Source organism: Enterobacter cloacae complex sp. OE43NF, from assembly GCF_023544405.1.
GTDB classification, from domain to species: domain Bacteria; phylum Pseudomonadota; class Gammaproteobacteria; order Enterobacterales; family Enterobacteriaceae; genus Enterobacter; species Enterobacter cloacae.
Genome location: NZ_JAMJFW010000019.1, coordinates 23,887 through 42,150, shown reverse-complemented (window position 1 = coordinate 42,150; position 18,264 = coordinate 23,887). Strand labels below are relative to the sequence as shown.

At 54.9% G+C, this 18,264-nt stretch carries 24 protein-coding genes and 1 pseudogene; 14 read left to right on the top strand and 11 right to left on the bottom strand.

Features of this window, described 5'->3' with window-relative positions; all coding sequences use genetic code 11:
- Positions 1-54: 54 nt before the first annotated feature.
- A complete protein-coding gene (locus tag M8370_RS11215) occupies positions 55-1,188 on the top strand; it encodes an MFS transporter (protein ID WP_048972583.1) in 1,134 nt (377 codons plus the stop codon).
- On the opposite strand, the gene xseA is transcribed toward M8370_RS11215, so the two are convergent.
- Positions 1,189-2,562 (bottom strand): exodeoxyribonuclease VII large subunit, encoded by a 1,374-nt coding sequence (gene xseA, locus M8370_RS11210; protein WP_214453312.1) that lies wholly within the window; start codon positions 2,560-2,562, stop codon positions 1,189-1,191.
- Positions 2,563-2,721: 159 nt separating this feature from the next.
- Here xseA and guaB point away from each other — a divergent pair, with 159 nt between their 5' ends.
- The 3 genes from guaB (at position 2,722) to M8370_RS11195 (ending at position 7,279) form a co-directional block, all read left to right on the top strand.
- Complete coding sequence (gene guaB, locus M8370_RS11205; RefSeq protein WP_013098265.1) at positions 2,722-4,188, top strand: IMP dehydrogenase; 1,467 nt, start codon at positions 2,722-2,724, stop codon at positions 4,186-4,188.
- A 67-nt stretch (positions 4,189-4,255) separates the two neighbouring features.
- Positions 4,256-5,833, top strand: coding sequence for a glutamine-hydrolyzing GMP synthase (guaA, locus tag M8370_RS11200; RefSeq protein WP_013098264.1), 1,578 nt, complete (start codon positions 4,256-4,258; stop codon positions 5,831-5,833).
- 192 nt (positions 5,834-6,025) lie between these two features.
- Entirely contained in the window at positions 6,026-7,279 is a 1,254-nt protein-coding gene (locus tag M8370_RS11195) for a tyrosine-type recombinase/integrase (protein ID WP_250021049.1), read from the top strand.
- On the opposite strand, the gene M8370_RS11190 is transcribed toward M8370_RS11195, so the two are convergent.
- From M8370_RS11190 to M8370_RS11145, 10 genes and pseudogenes are all read right to left on the bottom strand, one after another.
- Positions 7,276-7,878, bottom strand: coding sequence for a phage N-6-adenine-methyltransferase (locus M8370_RS11190; RefSeq protein ID WP_250021064.1), 603 nt, complete (start codon positions 7,876-7,878; stop codon positions 7,276-7,278). The two genes, M8370_RS11195 and M8370_RS11190, sit on opposite strands and share 4 nt — an antisense overlap.
- A pseudogene (locus tag M8370_RS11185) lies at positions 7,867-9,189 on the bottom strand (DNA cytosine methyltransferase); the annotation flags it as partial. The gene M8370_RS11190 and the pseudogene M8370_RS11185, both read right to left, overlap by 12 nt.
- The gene (locus tag M8370_RS11180) at positions 9,186-9,344 is read right to left on the bottom strand and encodes a DUF1317 family protein (protein ID WP_250021047.1); all 159 of its coding nucleotides are present in this window, start codon (positions 9,342-9,344) and stop codon (positions 9,186-9,188) included. The gene M8370_RS11180 and the pseudogene M8370_RS11185, both read right to left, overlap by 4 nt.
- Positions 9,337-9,636: a PerC family transcriptional regulator gene (locus M8370_RS11175; RefSeq protein ID WP_040117969.1), complete on the bottom strand. Its 300-nt coding sequence runs from the start codon at positions 9,634-9,636 to the stop codon at positions 9,337-9,339. Before M8370_RS11175 ends, M8370_RS11180 begins: the two co-directional genes overlap by 8 nt.
- 108 nt (positions 9,637-9,744) lie before the next feature.
- Positions 9,745-10,008 carry a helix-turn-helix transcriptional regulator gene (locus tag M8370_RS11170; RefSeq protein WP_045345490.1) on the bottom strand — a complete coding sequence of 88 codons (264 nt, stop codon included), beginning with the start codon at positions 10,006-10,008 and terminating at the stop codon, positions 9,745-9,747.
- A 49-nt stretch (positions 10,009-10,057) separates the two neighbouring features.
- Entirely contained in the window at positions 10,058-10,939 is an 882-nt protein-coding gene (locus M8370_RS11165; protein ID WP_250021046.1) for a RecT family recombinase, read from the bottom strand.
- Complete coding sequence (locus tag M8370_RS11160) at positions 10,936-11,757, bottom strand: PD-(D/E)XK nuclease-like domain-containing protein (protein ID WP_250021045.1); 822 nt, start codon at positions 11,755-11,757, stop codon at positions 10,936-10,938. The genes M8370_RS11165 and M8370_RS11160 overlap by 4 nt, the downstream gene beginning before the upstream one ends.
- Positions 11,754-12,053 (bottom strand): hypothetical protein, encoded by a 300-nt coding sequence (locus tag M8370_RS11155; RefSeq protein ID WP_250021044.1) that lies wholly within the window; start codon positions 12,051-12,053, stop codon positions 11,754-11,756. The genes M8370_RS11160 and M8370_RS11155 overlap by 4 nt, the downstream gene beginning before the upstream one ends.
- On the bottom strand, positions 12,050-12,199 hold the full coding sequence (locus tag M8370_RS11150; protein ID WP_169804820.1) for a hypothetical protein: 150 nt from the start codon (positions 12,197-12,199) through the stop codon (positions 12,050-12,052). Before M8370_RS11150 ends, M8370_RS11155 begins: the two co-directional genes overlap by 4 nt.
- A gap of 151 nt (positions 12,200-12,350) precedes the next feature.
- On the bottom strand, positions 12,351-12,941 hold the full coding sequence (locus M8370_RS11145) for a helix-turn-helix transcriptional regulator (RefSeq protein ID WP_202774530.1): 591 nt from the start codon (positions 12,939-12,941) through the stop codon (positions 12,351-12,353).
- A 154-nt stretch (positions 12,942-13,095) separates the two neighbouring features.
- On the opposite strand from M8370_RS11145, the gene M8370_RS11140 reads away from it, so the two are divergent.
- The 10 genes from M8370_RS11140 (at position 13,096) to M8370_RS11095 (ending at position 18,240) form a co-directional block, all read left to right on the top strand.
- Positions 13,096-13,326 carry a hypothetical protein gene (locus M8370_RS11140; protein ID WP_032634928.1) on the top strand — a complete coding sequence of 77 codons (231 nt, stop codon included), beginning with the start codon at positions 13,096-13,098 and terminating at the stop codon, positions 13,324-13,326.
- Positions 13,327-13,473: 147 nt separating this feature from the next.
- Positions 13,474-13,677, top strand: coding sequence for a hypothetical protein (locus tag M8370_RS11135; RefSeq protein ID WP_250021043.1), 204 nt, complete (start codon positions 13,474-13,476; stop codon positions 13,675-13,677).
- On the top strand, positions 13,674-14,426 hold the full coding sequence (locus tag M8370_RS11130; RefSeq protein ID WP_250021041.1) for a hypothetical protein: 753 nt from the start codon (positions 13,674-13,676) through the stop codon (positions 14,424-14,426). Before M8370_RS11135 ends, M8370_RS11130 begins: the two co-directional genes overlap by 4 nt.
- Positions 14,427-14,435: 9 nt before the next feature.
- Positions 14,436-15,266 carry a DnaT-like ssDNA-binding domain-containing protein gene (locus M8370_RS11125; protein WP_250021040.1) on the top strand — a complete coding sequence of 277 codons (831 nt, stop codon included), beginning with the start codon at positions 14,436-14,438 and terminating at the stop codon, positions 15,264-15,266.
- A gap of 10 nt (positions 15,267-15,276) precedes the next feature.
- A complete protein-coding gene (locus M8370_RS11120) occupies positions 15,277-15,540 on the top strand; it encodes a DUF977 family protein (RefSeq protein WP_100229734.1) in 264 nt (87 codons plus the stop codon).
- Between the two features lie 128 nt (positions 15,541-15,668).
- On the top strand, positions 15,669-16,010 hold the full coding sequence (locus tag M8370_RS11115; RefSeq protein WP_250021038.1) for a PDDEXK family nuclease: 342 nt from the start codon (positions 15,669-15,671) through the stop codon (positions 16,008-16,010).
- Positions 16,011-16,167: 157 nt separating this feature from the next.
- Positions 16,168-16,632, top strand: coding sequence for an ead/Ea22-like family protein (locus M8370_RS11110; RefSeq protein ID WP_250021062.1), 465 nt, complete (start codon positions 16,168-16,170; stop codon positions 16,630-16,632).
- The gene (locus tag M8370_RS11105; RefSeq protein WP_250021036.1) at positions 16,629-17,039 is read left to right on the top strand and encodes an ead/Ea22-like family protein; all 411 of its coding nucleotides are present in this window, start codon (positions 16,629-16,631) and stop codon (positions 17,037-17,039) included. The genes M8370_RS11110 and M8370_RS11105 overlap by 4 nt, the downstream gene beginning before the upstream one ends.
- Positions 17,036-17,956 carry a hypothetical protein gene (locus M8370_RS11100; protein ID WP_250021034.1) on the top strand — a complete coding sequence of 307 codons (921 nt, stop codon included), beginning with the start codon at positions 17,036-17,038 and terminating at the stop codon, positions 17,954-17,956. Before M8370_RS11105 ends, M8370_RS11100 begins: the two co-directional genes overlap by 4 nt.
- Entirely contained in the window at positions 17,956-18,240 is a 285-nt protein-coding gene (locus M8370_RS11095; RefSeq protein ID WP_250021055.1) for a DUF4752 family protein, read from the top strand. The genes M8370_RS11100 and M8370_RS11095 overlap by 1 nt, the downstream gene beginning before the upstream one ends.
- Positions 18,241-18,264 lie beyond the last annotated feature (24 nt).

Below are 18,264 nucleotides of genomic sequence, written 5' to 3'. Positions count from 1 at the left end.
CAACGCTTCACCACCGTTTAGGTTTTTTAAACGGCATTAACTAAGAGGAGCGTAATGAACAGGCAGACTTCGCTGAGCATAACCGGGTTTTCAATCATCGCGGTGACCTATGGTATGGCAAGGTTTTCGTGGGGCCTGATGCTGCCTGATATCCGCCAGGCTATCCCTTTCACCCCGCAGGTGGCGGGGTTTATAGCCTCCTGTAGTTATGCGGCGTATTGCATGTCGATATTTATGGCCTCATACCTTATTGCGCGCGTAGGGCCTCGTTTGCCCGCCTTGCTGGCGGCCATCGCCGCCGCCGCGGGGTTGTTCATTCTCGCGACTTCGGCACATTCAACGATGCTGGCGATAGGTTTATTTATTGCCGGGCTGAGCTCCGGCCTGGCCTCACCGGCCCTTGCCGGGGCGGTTAATGACAGGATCGCCTCCGACCGTCAGCTTCATGTGAATACCACCATCAATGCCGGAACGAGCGGTGGGATCATTCTCTCGGTGCCCGTTCTGTTTTTCATGCCCGGGGGCTGGCGGGCAGCCTGCGTTGTGTTCGCCATTATGGCACTGCTGTGCCTGCCGGCTTTGTGGCGGTATCTGCCGTCATCTGCGGCGAAATCCCGTGAGTCAACGCCAAAGGTGCTATCTATCGTACGCAAACCCGGCATGTTTCGGCTGCTGGGGATTGCCTTTATCAGCGGTATGGCCAGCGCCGCATGGTGGAGCTTTGGCCCGGAAATACTTATGCGTCACACGGAGCTGGATAGCGCAGCGACCAATGTTCTCTGGCTGATAAGCGGCGGGGCGGGGATTGTTGCCATATTTACCGGAAGTATGGCAAGGCGTATCGGCATGCGGGGGGTCTATCGTTTATCCCAGATCTTCATGGCCATTTCTCTGGCGGTTCTGACAGTAAGCCACGGTTTCTCCTGGTGGCTTATTCCGGCAGTGGCCATGAGCGGCGCGGGGTATGTGATTTTGTCCGGGGTATTGCTGGTGAAGGGGGCAGAGATCGCACATCCTTCACCTGCGGCTGGAGTCAGCCTGGCCTTTCTTATGCTGGCAGGTGGGCAGGTTGTGGGGGCTATCCTTTTTGGCCTGCTTCTGGGGTTAACGAGCGCAGTGGCTGCGCTGGCGATTTTTTCAGGCATGTCCTGGCTGATGCTAGCCGTCACGCCAGAGAGCCATCGCTGATTACGCCTTTTTACGGGCGCGAGGTTTTTTTACCGGCATCACGCCTTTCACTTCGCTTTCCACCCAGCCGTCCGACAGACGGGTGGTCAGCACGTCTCCGGCTTTCACCTGTTTGGTTTGCTTCAGCACTTTGCCGTCAGTGGCGGTGGTAACGCTATAGCCGCGTGCCAGGGTAGAAAGTGGGCTAACCGCTTCAAGATGGGTCACCGCATTGCCAAAGCGTTCGCGGGTGGTGCTAAGTCGTGCCCGGACAGTTTCTGCCAGACGATACTCCAGCTGCTGAATGCGCGTTTGTGCGCGGTAAATTTTCGGCTGCGGGTTTTGCTGGTTCAGGCGCTGCGTCACGCGCTGCTGACGCGACATCGCGCGCTTGAGCTGATTATCCAGCGCGAAGTTCATCCGCTGGCGCAGACGCTCCAGCACGGTTTGCTGACGCGCAAGGCGAAGCTGTGGATGCTGCTGCTGCAGGCGGTGATGAAGCTGGGTAAAGCGGCGGGTACGGTTAGCGAGGAAGTAGTCCATCGCCATCTCCAGGCGCTGCTGGCCGTTCTGGATCTGACGCAGCAGCTCCAGCTGATTGCGGCTCACCACTTCCGCCGCAGCAGACGGCGTAGGCGCGCGTAAATCCGCAACGAAATCGGCTATCGTCACATCCGTTTCATGCCCGACCGCGCTCACGATGGGAATAGCACTCGCAAAAATCGCCCGCGCCACGCGCTCGTCGTTGAAGCTCCACAAATCTTCCAGCGAGCCGCCGCCACGCCCAACGATTAATACGTCGCACTCATGACGCGCGTTCGCCAGCTCGATGGCACGCACAATCTGGCCTGGCGCATCGTCACCCTGAACAGCGGTCGGGTAGATGATGACGGGCAGGGAAGGATCGCGACGCTTGAGGACGTGCAAAATATCGTGCAGCGCGGCACCGGTTTTCGAAGTGATTACCCCAACGCAGTGGGCTGGTGAGGGCAGGGGCTTTTTATACTGCTGGTCGAACAACCCCTCTTGCGAAAGCGCAGCCTTAAGCTGTTCATACTTCTGCTGGAGTAAGCCTTCGCCCGCAGGTTGCATGCTCTCGACGATGATCTGGTAGTCGCCGCGCGGTTCATACAGCGTAATATTGGCGCGCACCAGCACCTGCTGGCCATGCTGAGGACGAAACGTCACGCGGCGGTTGCTGTTGCGGAACATGGCGCAGCGCACCTGGGCGGTGTCGTCTTTTAACGTAAAGTACCAGTGGCCGGAAGCGGGCTGCGTGAAGTTAGAGATCTCGCCGCTGATCCAGACCTGCCCCATTTCCCGCTCAAGCAGCAAACGCACCGTCTGATTCAGGCGGCTGACAGTATAAATTGAGGGGGATTGAGAGGATAACATGTGAGCGGGATCAAATTCTAAATCAGCAAGTTATTCAGTCGATAGTAACCTGCTGAGAGGTGAGTGCAAGGTTTTTTTATAAAAAAGTGTGGATGCAATCGGTTACGCTCTGTATAATGCCACGGCAATATTTAACCACCCAGGTCAGAGATATTGCCCATGCTACGTATCGCTAAAGAAGCACTGACGTTTGACGACGTCCTCCTCGTTCCCGCTCACTCCACCGTTCTGCCGAATACTGCCGATCTCAGCACGCAGTTGACGAAAACCATTCGCCTGAACATTCCTATGCTCTCTGCGGCAATGGACACCGTGACTGAAGCGCGCCTGGCTATTGCCCTGGCACAGGAAGGTGGCATTGGCTTTATTCACAAAAACATGTCTATCGAGCGTCAGGCGGAAGAAGTTCGCCGCGTGAAGAAGCATGAATCCGGCATCGTATCCGATCCACAGACCGTTCTGCCAACCACCACCCTGCACGAAGTGAAAGCCCTGACCGAACGTAACGGCTTTGCCGGTTACCCGGTGGTGACCGAAGAGAACGAGCTGGTGGGTATCATCACCGGCCGTGACGTGCGTTTCGTGACCGACCTGAACCAGCCGGTTAGCGTATATATGACACCAAAAGAGCGTCTGGTGACCGTGCGTGAAGGTGAAGCGCGTGATGTCGTCTTCGCAAAAATGCACGAAAAACGCGTTGAGAAAGCGCTGGTTGTGGATGCGAACTTCCACCTGCGCGGTATGATCACCGTTAAAGACTTCCAGAAAGCAGAACGTAAACCTAACGCCTGTAAAGACGAGCATGGCCGTCTGCGCGTTGGCGCTGCGGTTGGCGCAGGTGCCGGTAACGAAGAGCGTGTTGATGCGCTGGTTGCCGCAGGCGTTGACGTGCTGCTGATTGACTCCTCCCACGGCCACTCCGAAGGCGTTCTGCAGCGTATTCGCGACACCCGTGCGAAATATCCTGATCTGCAGATCATCGGCGGTAACGTGGCGACGGGCGCAGGTGCTCGCGCGCTGGCTGACGCAGGTTGCAGCGCGGTGAAAGTGGGTATCGGCCCTGGCTCCATCTGTACAACCCGTATCGTGACCGGTGTAGGTGTTCCACAGATCACTGCGGTTTCTGACGCGGTTGAAGCGCTGGAAGGCACCGGTATTCCGGTCATCGCAGACGGCGGTATCCGCTTCTCTGGCGACATCGCTAAAGCGATCGCCGCAGGTGCTTCCGCGGTGATGGTTGGCTCCATGCTGGCAGGGACTGAAGAATCCCCGGGTGAAATCGAACTCTACCAGGGCCGTTCTTACAAATCTTACCGTGGTATGGGCTCTCTGGGCGCGATGTCTAAAGGTTCTTCTGACCGTTACTTCCAGACCGATAACGCTGCTGACAAACTGGTGCCGGAAGGTATCGAAGGCCGCGTTGCCTATAAAGGCCGTCTGAAAGAGATCATTCACCAGCAGATGGGCGGCCTGCGCTCCTGTATGGGTCTGACCGGCTGTGGTACCATTGACCTGCTGCGTACTAAAGCGGAATTCGTACGCATCAGCGGTGCGGGTATCCAGGAGAGCCACGTTCACGACGTGACGATCACCAAAGAGTCCCCGAACTACCGTCTGGGCTCCTGATAAGTTTCCGCGCCCGGCTCATGCCGGGCGCTCTGTTTTTGTTTCACTTGCCTCGGAATTAGCGTCAATGACGGAAAACATTCATAAACATCGCATTCTCATCCTGGACTTTGGTTCTCAGTACACTCAGCTGGTGGCGCGTCGCGTGCGTGAACTGGGCGTTTACTGTGAACTGTGGGCGTGGGATGTCACGGAAGCACAGATTCGCGAATTCAATCCAAGCGGCATTATCCTGTCCGGCGGCCCGGAAAGCACCACCGAAGAGAACAGCCCGCGTGCGCCGCAGTATGTGTTCGAAGCGGGCGTGCCGGTATTCGGCGTCTGCTACGGTATGCAGACCATGGCAATGCAGCTGGGCGGCCACGTAGAAGGCTCTAACGAGCGTGAGTTTGGCTATGCACAGGTTGAAGTGGTGAACGACAGCGCGCTGGTGCGCGGTATCGAAGACTCCCTGACCGCAGACGGCAAACCGCTGCTGGACGTGTGGATGAGCCACGGCGATAAAGTGACCGCTATCCCGTCCGACTTCGTGACCGTTGCCAGCACCGAAAGCTGCCCGTTCGCGATTATGGCGAACGAAGAGAAACGCTTCTACGGCGTGCAGTTCCACCCGGAAGTGACTCACACCCGTCAGGGTATGCGCATGCTGGAGCGCTTCGTGCGCGATATCTGCCAGTGTGAAGCGCTGTGGACCCCGGCTAAAATCATCGACGACGCCGTTGAGCGCATCCGTCAGCAGGTTGGCGATGACAAAGTCATTCTCGGCCTGTCCGGTGGCGTTGACTCCTCCGTAACCGCGATGCTGCTGCACCGCGCTATCGGTAAAAACCTGACCTGCGTATTCGTGGACAACGGTCTGCTGCGTCTGAATGAAGCCCAGCAGGTCATGGACATGTTTGGTGACCACTTCGGTCTGAACATCGTTCACGTGGAAGGCGAACAGCGCTTCCTGGACGCGCTGGCCGGTGTCAACGATCCGGAAGCCAAACGTAAGATCATCGGCCGCGTCTTCGTGGAAGTGTTCGACGAAGAAGCGCTGAAGCTGGAAGACGTGAAGTGGCTGGCACAGGGCACAATCTACCCTGACGTGATCGAGTCTGCGGCATCCGCAACCGGTAAAGCACACGTCATCAAATCTCACCACAACGTGGGCGGCCTGCCGAAAGAGATGAAGATGGGTCTGGTTGAACCGCTGCGTGAGCTGTTCAAAGACGAAGTGCGTAAGATCGGTCTGGAACTGGGTCTGCCGTATGACATGCTCTACCGTCACCCGTTCCCGGGGCCGGGTCTGGGCGTGCGTGTGCTGGGCGAAGTGAAGAAAGAGTACTGCGACCTGCTGCGTCGCGCGGACGCGATCTTCATCGAAGAGCTGCACAAAGCTGACCTGTATAACAAAGTGAGCCAGGCGTTCACCGTGTTCCTGCCAGTTCGCTCCGTCGGCGTTATGGGCGATGGCCGTAAGTACGACTGGGTTGTTTCCCTGCGTGCGGTGGAAACCATCGACTTCATGACCGCGCACTGGGCGCACCTGCCGTATGACTTCTTAGGCCGTGTGTCTAACCGCATCATCAACGAAGTGAACGGTATTTCCCGCGTGGTGTATGACATCAGCGGTAAGCCACCGGCTACGATTGAGTGGGAATGATGTATAGCTAGTTCATAGCACATCATATCTATTCAATCTCTCCTCTAACCCTCTGTAATCACAGAGGGTTTTTGTTTATATCTACTCATATCTATTCACTCTACACCACATTTTTCGACGGTACAGGTGACGGTATTACCCGAAAGGTATACTCTCATACCGACAAAAAAATGGATGCATTACGGGTGAATTGTGCTTACTGATACCAAACTGAAAAACCTGAAGCCGCAGGAGAAACTGTATAAGGTTTCCGACCGTGACGGGCTGTATGTCGCCGTGCTCACGTCAGGCTCTGTCTCGTTCCGCTACGACTACCGCATTAATGGCCGCCGGGAAACGCTGGTTATCGGCCAGTACGGTCGTGACGGTATCAGCCTTGCCGAAGCGCGCGAGGAACTCATTGCCGCCAAAAAGCTGCTGAAGTCAGGCCAGTCGCCTGCTGCGGCGAAACGTGACGGTATCAGGCAGATCGCCGGGGCCGAAACATTCACGGTATATACCGACGCCTATATGAAATATGTCACCCTGGCAGACAGCACCCGCGCCATGAAGCAGGCAGTGATCGACAGGGATATTCTCCCGGCGCTCGGCAACAAGATGATGACTGAGATAACAACCAGAGTGGTGCGCGACCTTTGCGATCGTATCGTCGAGCGTGGCGGCCGGGCGACGGCGATTCAGGTCAGGGAGATAATCAGCAGCGTCTATCGGTACGCAAATGACCGCGGGCACGGCCTGTTCAATCCGGCGGCCGACATTAAGCCATCATCAATTGCCATGTTTAAGGCGCGCGAGCGGACACTGTCGCCTGAGGAGATCGGCATATTCTTCCGAGCGCTGGATGACGTCGGCGCGATGGGCACAATGAAGATGGCGCTGAAGCTGGTACTGCTGACGCTGGTTCGCAAAAGCGAATTCACTTACGCGACGTGGCAGGAGATCGATTTCAGGAACTGGACATGGACGATCCCCGCCGACCGAATGAAGGCCAGGCGCGCACATGTGATTTATCTGCCGAAGCAGGCGCAGGATCTGCTGGTGGGGTTGCAGATGTGTGCTGGCGGCAGTGAATACCTGGTTCCAGGGCGCTACAACTTCCGCAAGCCATTATCGAATGCCGCACTGAACTCGCTGATAGACCGGACCGTAGAGGCCATAAACAAAGACTGCGAAAAGATACAGGGCTTCACCGTGCATGACCTGCGCCGCACGGCCAGCACGCTGCTGCACGAAGCTGATTACCCGTCAGACTGGATAGAGAAAGCGCAGGCGCACGAGCTGAAGGGCGTTCGCGCGGTGTACAACAAAGCGGAGTATGCCCGGCAGCGCGCCTATATGTTGCAGCAGTGGGCAGATATGGTTGATGCCTGGATTAACGGGGAGCACACCGATCTGGTGCCTTTCTCCCCGTCTAAGTTTGAGAGGTGGATGGAAGGAAAGGATTAAGCTGCCTCCCGTCTTGCCAGGCGTGAATTGCCATATGCCATAAGAGTATCGCGTTCAACCGTTGTAAACTCGCAATGCGTTCTCGGGTATGGCTTCCAGATGAGCAGTAAGGATCCTTTGTTGTTGCCGCTGACCGGCTTACCGGTGACTGGGTTGATAAATGCCAGCCGTCCGGCGGTGATGAAGCGAACCTCGCTGGCAGTCTGTATCGCCTCCTTAAACCAGCCAACCGATGTGTCTGCCGGGACCAGCATGACCGTGCCGATCTGATTTGCGCTCTCGGCGGCGGCTTTTTTTACGAATGGAGTAATGTCGCTATACGGAGGGTTCATCCAGACGTAGCCTGGCACATTCAGGTAATCAGACCATGGCGTTTCCAGCGTATTCTGCTCGGCGGTGATGAAATTCCGGCACAGTGCGTTATGCTGCGCCGCGGCGGCATCCAGCTGGAAGCAAAACTCAGCATCAAGGGCAGCGAAGAGGGCTGGTGGAGTGCGCCAGAGGTCTCGCTGGTCGAGCGGGGTTTTACTTCCACCATAATCACCATTCGTCTTCTCGCCTGGCAGCGCGGCGGCGATGCGCTCACCAATCCAACGCATAACCGGTACTGCCATGCTATTTCCGATGGCTTTATAGCGTGGCCCGTCCGGGCATTCATCAGCATCCTTCCCGCGCCAGCCGATCAGAGTGTGATTATCAGGAAAGCCCTGAAGGCGCTCGCACTCAATCGGAGTAAGTCGGCGCACGGCAACACCATGCATTACCGCCGGTGCAAGGTTGGTTCCGCTGCTGGCGCTGGTTAATGTAGGTGATTGCTCTTCCGCATAACCAATGCCACCCGCTTTCGCACCCTGTCCGGCCTTGAACGCATACGCAATAGCTGGCGGCTGGCCGCTGTTAGCGTGGCTTTTATCGTGGTTTCCTGCACGAATCGTTGGCGATAAATCCGACGTAGCATCAGCGCCATTATCTTTGTAGCTAAATGCGATGCAGGCGTTTTCTTGTCCGTTGTTGCGGCCAAGTGTGTGCGCCAGTTCGCAATTGGTATCTGGATCCTGCGTACCGTGCACTGCGAAAGTCTCAGTATCAAAATCCAACCTGATTCCATGCGCGGTACAGGCGGTCGCCACATCAATATGACCGGCAGTATTGCCACCGCCAAAAGCAATCAGGTGTCCAGCTTGTGCCTGATTGTCGTCTGCGCCACACGTTCCAACGCCTCGTGCAGTAAGGGCGGCAACAGCCTTTTGCGTTTCTCGGCGCGGCGCAGAATCCCGGCGCACGCTGTCGAGCTCAAAAAGTACCGCTGCGGGATCGAATCCTTTTCGAGCACTTGCGACAACGAACACACGGCGGCGTCGTTGGGCCACTCCGAAAAATTGAGCATCAAGGACGCGCCAGGCAATAACCCTTTCTGGTCCAGACACACAACCTGCGTGCGTCCATTTTCCCCCTGCTGGCTGCAATTCACTGCTTTCTCCGGCAAGTCCTGCCAGAAAGCACCCGAAGGCATTGTCTTTGCTGCTGAGCACGCCGGGGACGTTTTCCCAGACGATGATTGCTTCTGGTTCACCGCGTTCGCGGCGCTTTGCGTCGATTTCATTGGCTAATTCCACGTAAGAGAGGGTTAACTGCCCGCGGTCATCAGACAGACCTTCGCGTAAGCCGGCGATGCTGAATGCCTGGCAAGGCGTGCCACCGACCAGAACATCAGGCGCTTCAACTTCACCATCTCGTACCGCATCGGCGATTTTGGTCATGTCGCCAAGATTGGTTACTTTCGGCCAGTGATGGGCGAGGACAGCTGAGGGGAAGGGTTCTATCTCAGAGAACCAGGCAGGTTTCCAGCCAAGAGGTTCCCACGCTTTACTGGCTGCTTCGATGCCGCTGCACACGCTTCCGTATTTCATTCCGCCACCTTCTTACTGTTCATCAGCTCAGCCAGGCGCTGAGCCTTCAATGGGTTTCTGATAACGTCGCCGCTTGGTGCTACCCATCCGCGGCGAATGATGGAATAGGGCAGCGTGACACTGCCCACGGTGATCCCGTCGTGCGGATTAGTCATACACCACCCCGCGACATCCGATCCCGCTGTAGTCCAGGTGCGGCGTGCGGTTCCCTTTGGTTATGCACTGCTGGCGGCGCACCGCGATACGGGCGCGTTCCACTTCACCAACGGCCGCATCCAGGCACTGGAGCCAGAGGCGGGCCGCGATGCGATAATGACCGCGGCGCTCGCGCTCGATGGCGCGGCTTTCGATCTCCATTGCTTCCGGGGTTACTGCCACAACTTTTTCAGTTCCGCGCTGCGATGCTTTGTTCATGTGATATTTTTCAAGGCGGGTTAATTTTCTCATGCCCAGAGTCCTCTCAACTGATTACCGCCGCCAGCCACATCAGGTAGGCGACCACGGCCAGATACAGGTACACATCTGACCATCTGCTGATATGCTTCTTCAGCGCCGTCATGCTGCTGCACTCACGGCAGCACCCTTCACAGGCCGATACTTCCGCAGCTCAACCGGTGGCTTTTTTCCCTGGAATTCGTCCGGGCTGTTCTTCCTGCGATCGTCAAGCCACTTCTCCACTTCTTCCTGGGTCCATGCCACTTTCCCATCGGTGATGTACCAGCGTTTCGGGAATTCGCCATCACGCTCCAGTCGGTCAATCGTGCTCCATGACAGTGGCACCACCTCAAGGAGTTTTTTCTTACTCAATGCACCTTTCATAAATACCTCTCTTGGTTGCAGGTGTGGCGCCGTGGCGCCACGGTGGTGATTACATAGGGACTTCGTTCAGCTCATCGCGGCGGATGGTGTACACGTCAGTAGCTTTAGCCAGGCGTTCATCATCGTTAGCGAGCTTTTTGGCGACGTATTTGTAGGCGTTATCCAGATCCTTCAGTGTGTTGTAGTTCATCGCTGCGTCAGTGAAAGCGCACAGAATCTCTTCTGGATCGCGGTCATCGCTGCTCTTTGGTTTCTCTTCCTGCTTTTGCTCAGGCTTGGAGTTGATCAGCTTGTTCATGCCGGACGCGGTTGCAGGTGTCGGCGTGATATCGCGTTCAACGCGCGGTGCCGTTTCCTGCAATTCGTCAGGGGTGTACACGCCAAGCAGGACATCAGGAGCATTCAGGCGAGCCCAGCGTTTAACGCACAGGTATGCGAGCTGCTGGCGAGGGTCCTGCTCCCAGAGAGGGGAGTTACGCACTCCGGCCTGGGCCATGCTGATTGTCAGTTCGCGTGGTTCTGATTCGCCTTTGAGGGTCGCCCACACGGTTACTGTCAGGTTCGGCGATTTGTCGGTTTTCCCGTTAACTTTCGACCAGTCACCATCCCAGCGATAATTCAGACGGGTGGCCAGAAGATTGGAAGAAGACACAACCGCGTTCACCAGTTGCGCTTCATAGCCCAGCGTTCCGTTAACAACGTGCGTTTTCTGCGCCACGGCGAACGGGTTCATCCCCCACTGCGCCGCCTGCATGGTCACGGCCAGGCAGTCAGCAGGTTTTCCTGCCAGATGCGCCGGAACGGTGGCTTTACTGTCAGCCATCAGGGTTGCGAAACGCACCAGGCGGTCCATACCCTCAGGGCTGAAGATTGCCGCGGCGGTGCCAACGGTAGCGCCAGGCTGCGATGTGATTGCGATGTCGTTGCTCATACGTACATATCCTGTTTGCGTGCCCACTCAGGGCGTTTAATAATTTCAAATCCACCCCAGTCGCCTGACTCCCGGCACTGGTGGTAGGTATTCAGATCCCGGCGGAACAGTGCGTGCCCGGCGTCAACATCCGGCGAATCAAGCTCAAACACGCGCACCGGATAGCGGCCGCAGTCGATGGTTTCGCTCACTGCCAGGAAGAAGAATCCGTGCGGCTCACCGGTGGTCTGCTGCGCGCCTTCGCGGTACATGGCGTCCTGAACGTGGTACCGGAATTCCTCTACGTGGCGGGCGAACCGCTCCATGTCTGCAACCTTCTTCACGTCCAGCAGCGCAGGGTGATACTTCAGGCGCTTGTCCGGGCGAATGCGGCACAGTTCTCCAGTCTCTGGATCCGTCCAGTAGTGCGATGCTTCACAGAATCCCTCAGCTTCCAGAAGCCAGCGCGCCGCAGGGTGTGCCATCGCGCTGTCGCGCATAAGTTTCAGCTTGCGGCCCTGCTCAGCATCCATCACCGTCATGCCCATTCCAGCAACATCATTCAGGAATGCGGCTTCATCCTCTTTACCTGCTGTCGTGCGGCGGTTGAACTGCGGCGCCACTATGAAACGCTTATCGAATTCTTCCGGCTCCAGCAGCAGGCAGTGCAGGGCAGTACCCATATCCAGCGCCTTCAGCTTTTCGGTGTCAACCGGCGCGGATTTCTGCCACTGCAACAGGGCCGGGCTCAGTGCCACCATATCCAGCTGCGACTTACTCACGCCGTCTCCGGCGTGGTAATCCTCGTTGCTTATGTCGAAATAAATGCCAGGTTTCATGCCGCGTTCCTCGCCGTGTCCAGCTGGTCAGCCAGATCCCACTTCGCGATGATGCTGGTCAGCGCGGCCTGGTATGCTGCGAGTGCCTCTTCGAATTCCGGGCTCATCATCAGCTCTTCCAGAATCTCGGTGCGCACGCCTTTGCGCTCCAGCGCATAGAAAGGTTCCTGCAGCTGGTGGTGCTTAATTGCGTCGATCAGCTCTACCTGGCGCTCGTAGTGCAACTGGCTCAGCTGGTAGTCGCTGTCGATGCTGGTCATGATTTTTTTCAGGTTATTAATCTGCTGGATGTTCACTTGCTCACCCCCATATCCATTTCAGTTTTTACTGCCATCTTGGTGACAAACGCCCAGTTGATGGCCTCATGCAGAGTGCGGCACTTGGTGCTCATCACCCCGCACGCCGTAACGCAGTACCAACCGTTGATGATTTTCCACTGCATAATTCGTTACCTCAGTGTTACCGTTGAGGTAATAATTATCCTTATGTGGTTTGAAGTCAATAGGTATGATTATAAAAAATTACCCGTGGGGTAATTATGCAGGCAATAAAAAAGCCGCTCAATGGCGGCCTAGTATCTGAAATTTATGGTTTTACTCTTGCGCTTTACCGTTCTGAACAATCACAAAATCTACGTAGCTCTCGATCTTGCTTTTCTCGCTCTCAGGTAACAATGCGTAGCGGGCCCGGTCGTAATGGATGGTCGCCGGGTCGCGGGGATGGATGAGCAGCTCATAGCCGCGGCGCCCGAAAGCGCTGGCGATCGCCTCCAGGGTGGATATAGAAACGCTAACCTCATTGTTCAGCATGCGCTGGATTGTCGCCTGGGCAACGCCGGACGCTTTCGACACCTTACCCTGCGACGACAGGTCGCGGTTGTTCTGCATCCACGCTTCGAGATTATGCGCCGCCAGTTGACCGATATCGGAAGGGGTGATCTCCTCCTGGGGGATGGCAACAGCAGATAATGAGTGGTCGACGTCCAGCCAGTTCGACGGCTTGTTCGCTGCCTTCTCAATCTTGCGCGCCACCGTATCGCCGACAACCTTCTGCCCGCGGGCCCAGCGGTTCACCAGGTTTGCCTGAGTTCCCAGTTTTTCCGCCAGACGAGTCTGCACCCCGTTAAAGTCACGGTCGATGATATCGTTAATATTCTGCCTGCGGATATCCTGAATACTTTTCATGCTCTGGTGATTCGCCTCATATATGAATTAGTTAGTGGTTCAATTAAAAGCGAATTTACCTCACAGGTAAATGCACCCGGCAGGTAACAAACCTTGATTTTTATTACCTTCTGGGTGAATATTTGTTATCTGAAATTAATATCAGGCAATAGCTATGAGCGAGAACGAAAAATTCGACTTCAAAAAACACTGGTTGCAACTCACTCCTGACGAGCGAAATGCCTTTGCTGACGAGGCCGGAACGACCAGCCACTACATCCAGACGCATCTTACAGGTCGTCGGAAAATGCCCGGTAAGACATTGATGAATGGGCTGTTTAAGGCATGCAAACAACGCGGATGGGTAAGAACTAAGCCTGAGCTGGCTATCTTCTTCTACGAATAAAGCCTCCTTCCAAACCCCATCAGGCCGCCTTCTGGCGGTCTTTTCATATCTATTCAGTCCTCTCAGGTAATAATGATCCGAATATGGTTGATCTTTTTTCGGCCATCGCACAAAATTACCAAAGATAAATTTCAAAGAGAGGTGCAAATGAAGCGATTAACACAGCGTGAAGCTCTCGAAATGGGTCTCGCCAGGTTCTACACCGGCAAGAAGTGCATTCACGGGCATGACAGCGAGCGATACACCCTCAGCGGTGAATGCGTTAAGTGCAACAACGAGCGGGCGCGACGCCAGCAGCAGCTGCGCTCAGAAAAAATGAAAGAGGCTAAACGGTCCAGGGTGAATGCATGATCCATTACCACGGAGGACCAATAACCCCTGACACATGCGCACTGAAAGCATGGAAAGGCCGTCATGCATTTATCAGCTTCGCCAACCCAGGGCAATTAAACCTTGCCAGCGAGGTAACTCAGTCTTTTGCGCTGGATAACGGCGCATTCAGCTTCTGGACGAAAAATCGCGTTGTTAACTGGAATGACTACTACGCGTTTGTAGGCCGCTGGATGAATCACCCTCGCTTTGCTTTTGCTGTTATCCCTGACGTGATCGGCGGGACCAGTGAAGAGAACGACGCGCTAATCGCGGAGTGGCCGCACGGCAAAGTAGTCGGCGCTCCGGTGTATCACTTCAACGAGCCTGACGAGCGCTTCATCCGTCTGTGTCACGAATTCCCTCGTGTATGCATCGGCAGCATGGGTGAATACGACGCGAAGCGCCCGCGCTCATGCCGGGCAAAGTTACGCGATCTCATCCAGCATGTTGTAGACAAAAACGGCTACCCAATAACGAAGCTTCACGGCCTGCGCATGCTGAACGCCGATATATTCCGCTATATCCCCCTGTCGTCAGCTGACAGCACAAACGTTGCGAGGAATATAGGGATTGATAAGGCATGGGATAAATCAGCTTACGCGCCGGCGAGCAAAGAAACCCGCGCCGCTGTTCTGGTAGAGCGCATAGAGGCATACAACAGCGCCAGCTCGTTGCAGTACGACGAAAAACGAGACCGTTTCACTCCCCAACTGGCTTTCGAAATTTGAGAGGTTTATATGGCCGGTGACTGGATCAAGATGCGTGCCGACCTGCACACGCACCCAAAAGTTGTCCGCATGGCGTCCGCATTGAAAGCGGACAGATTGCGGATAGTTGGCGGACTACATTCCGCATGGTGTCTTTTCGATGTCCACTCCGTTGACGGTTTGCTTGACGGATACAGCGCGGACACTCTCGACGACCTGATCGGCTTCCCTGGATTTTCCCGGGCAATGATGGCCGTTGGATGGCTCGAAGAAAATGGCGAAAGCCTAGTAATGCCGCGCTTTGAAGCCCATAACGGGCAGTCTGCCAAGCGTCGCGCACAGGACGCAGACAGGAAGAGAAACGTCCGCAAAGCGTCCGCATCAGAAGCGGACAAAAAGCGGACCAGAGAAGAGAAGAGAAGAGAAGATATAAAAGATAAACCCCACATAGGGGGCGAGCAAAATTTACCTGTGGATAACTCTGCTGGTGGCGGTGAACCAGATCCGGATGCGAAAAACGCGATGCTGAATGGCTACGTTGCTCCGGGTGGAATGGGGGAGTTTGGTAAATTCCAGATGCACGACAACTGGAATCCGGATCCGCAGTTCATCAGGAGAGCTTCTCAATGGGGCATAAACCTGAAGGCGGAGATCACGCCGTTCGAGCTGGCAGACTTCATCACGTACTGGAAGGCGGAGGGTAAGTCATTCCATCACGACCAGTGGCAGCAGAAGTTGGCGAGAAGCGTGCAGCAGTCCAGGTCAAGGCCAGTCGCCCAGCAGCAGCGAAGGGATATCAACGACGTTCCGGAGCCGGACAAAGCCATACCACAGGGATTCAGGGGCTACCAGGCTACATAGTGAGGTTTCCATGGCAAGACCAAACACGTACTCAGAACGTAAGGCAGCCGTCAGGCTGATCATAACCGCTGCAAAAGAGCGCGGTAGGATAACAACCAGGCAGGCAGCAGAGATTCTCGGCCTCCACCTCAACACTGTAGAGAAATATTTCAGAGACGCAGAGAGGAGCGGAGAGGTAATACGTCACGGGAAATGTGGACTGTTCAGGGATTACAGGGCCACGATTGATTTCGATATGGAAAGGTTTTCAAGGCAATACGGGAAAGGGAAGTAGTAAAGCAGAAGCACCGGCGCGGCAGCGCATTTTTTTACGCCAGTACAATTACCTTGCAGGTAACAAAATATGCGCATAGCTATTGATTTTAACTCTAATGTGGATTTAAATTACCTAAGGGGTAAATCATGAGAAAGCAGTTACAGGCTCTTGGTCGACTCAAGACAGGCCAGATGAACAAGACGGAAGAGGCTTATGCCGAGCACCTGAAGCGCATCACCGGCACTGTCATAGCCTGGTACAAGTTCGAAGGCATCAAGCTGCGACTGGCTGACAACACGTTCTACACGCCGGACTTCGCAGTAATGCTCACCACCGGTGAGATGGAGTTGCACGAAGTGAAAGGGTTATGGACTGACGACGCTAGGGTAAAAATCAAGGTCGCCGCCGACATGTACCCGTTCACGTTCAGAGCGCTCAAGCCAATACCAAAAAGCAAAGGTGGTGGCTGGAACTGCGAAACGTTCTGAATCGACGATCCTTTTAGATATCAACGTAATCAATAACTTATACGGGTAAGCGGGGGTAAAGATGAAACCGAGTTATGAAGAACTTGAAGAGCAACTGAACAGATCGCGACGTCTCTGTGATGCCGCGCTTGCGAATGAGCGGGTCTGGGAAACGGCAATGATGAAGGCCTGTGGCGAAGATGGGCCTAAATCAGTGGCTGATAAGTTCTCCGAACTGCAAGCCAGATGCGCGGCGCTGGCTGCGGAGAATGCGGGGCTGAAGTCGTTCATTTCTCAGAGCTGTTATTCATATGATGGCGATGGTAGCGACGTTTGTGATTCTTACGTCAATGCTGAGGAGTCGCAGATGTTCCCGAAAACCCCAGCTACCGAAGCTTTCCTGGCTGGAGTGCAATCAAAAGCTCGCGAAGAAGGTGCTTACTTTGTTGCTAATCGAATGCTTGCTGCATGGGATGCCGGATTTATCGACGACACCGCAAGGAACGCTGCGGACATCGCACGAATGATACTAACTTCCACAGAGTTTATGGCTGACGCGCCAGAGGGGGATTTCGATCGCTCGTTCGCTGATGGAGTACTCGAAGACATAGCTGCCCAACTTCGCCAGGAGGCCGCCCAATGAGCAACTTCGACAAACGCGCATTACGTAAGGCTGCGATGCATGCAAAGACGACGGATGACTGGGGCTGTGATGCTGACAACTTCCACGACAAAGCGACGCCTGATGCTGTGCTGGCGCTGCTGGATGAGCTGGAATCCGTACAAACGGTTTCTGCTGCACGTCTTGTAGCAATAGACACTACCCACAAGATGTTTCAGCGTGAGCGAGACAGGGCAGAGAAAGCAGAGAGGCGGATTGCTGAGCTGGAGGCGCGTGAAATTAATCTGCCTCCATATTCGTTCTTCGACTTCAAGCAAGGCTCTCAGTTCAAAAGTGGCGCTTATTGCCATATTGATTCTGTAAACAAAGAGCTATCCAAGCATGGAATCAAGATGATCGCCGCATCCGGTAAAGGAGAGGCATCATGAGCACTATTACCAAAGAATGGCTGCAGAAGGCCATTAGCCAGAACGAAAACATGCGAGATGAAATACCGTTCGGTTGGGACGAAGACGACATCAACATGCTGGAAGCTCTGCGTATCGCGCTGGCATCGATGGAAGCTAAAAGCCGCAAACTCTTTACCTGTAGCGGGTGTGGTGCCGAAGGTTTGGACGAGCCGTTAGAGTCGAAGTGCCATTGCAATGAAGATGGTGCACATTGGGTTGAAAGCGTTGTCTACACCGCCCCTCCAGCGCCGGTATCTGTACCTGATTACCCTGACGTCTTGCCATGTTCGGTGATGCTGGAGCCTGGGTTACGGTTTGGTAAGGGTGTTCCGACAAAAACAATGCTGGGTGCCCTGCAGCGTCGCGCAGAACATTACGCAGAGCTTGAAGCTATGACACCGGAACAGCGTGCTGAGCATGATGCAGGAATGAAGGAATTCGCCGCCATGCTTCAGGGTGCCGAGCAACAAAATCGACAACAAAATATTCCTGAAAATATTCCAGCCACACAGTTTAAGCCGGTAGCAGACCTGTTCGGCTTAACCTCACCAACTGGCAGCGAAACATCATTCACTTTCGACGCTGTTGAAGCTCGCGATTTTATTGATGGCGGGTGGTCATGTCAGGAGTACGTGGAGCTTGAACGCTTTCAGGAAGCGATAACCAACCATACCGAGGATAAGCTCGCTATGGTCGACCATTCCGGTGACTCCAACAATATGGTTGAACCTGTAACGACGGCTTACAAGTTGCCTCCGCATATTTTCAGAGAACTGGTGAATAGACTCCGTGATACAGCAGTTAAATATCAGGGATGTCAGCAGTTACGAGAGCAATTAAGCCGCACCCTGCAGGAGGTAATTCAGCCAGCAGCACCGCAGCAGGAGGTGAAGTGATGGACGCATTCAGAGAATTCAGCGCGACGGACTGGTTATTTTTCGCAACGCTGTTGATCGTATGGTTTTACATGGTCGCAAAAGCGTATAGCTGGTTAATAGGAGTACTGCTTCGCCGCGGTTGGAGATTGTGGAATCGCAAGGACGAGCAAACCCTGGCTATGGACTCGTTTTACGAGGCGTTCAGGCTGGCAGATATCGAGCCTGGTCAGAGAGTGGTTATTACTACCGAAAGCGGTATGACGATCCACATTCTTCGGCCAAAAGGTAATCCCAATGCCTAACCCATTCGATGCAGTAATGTTCGT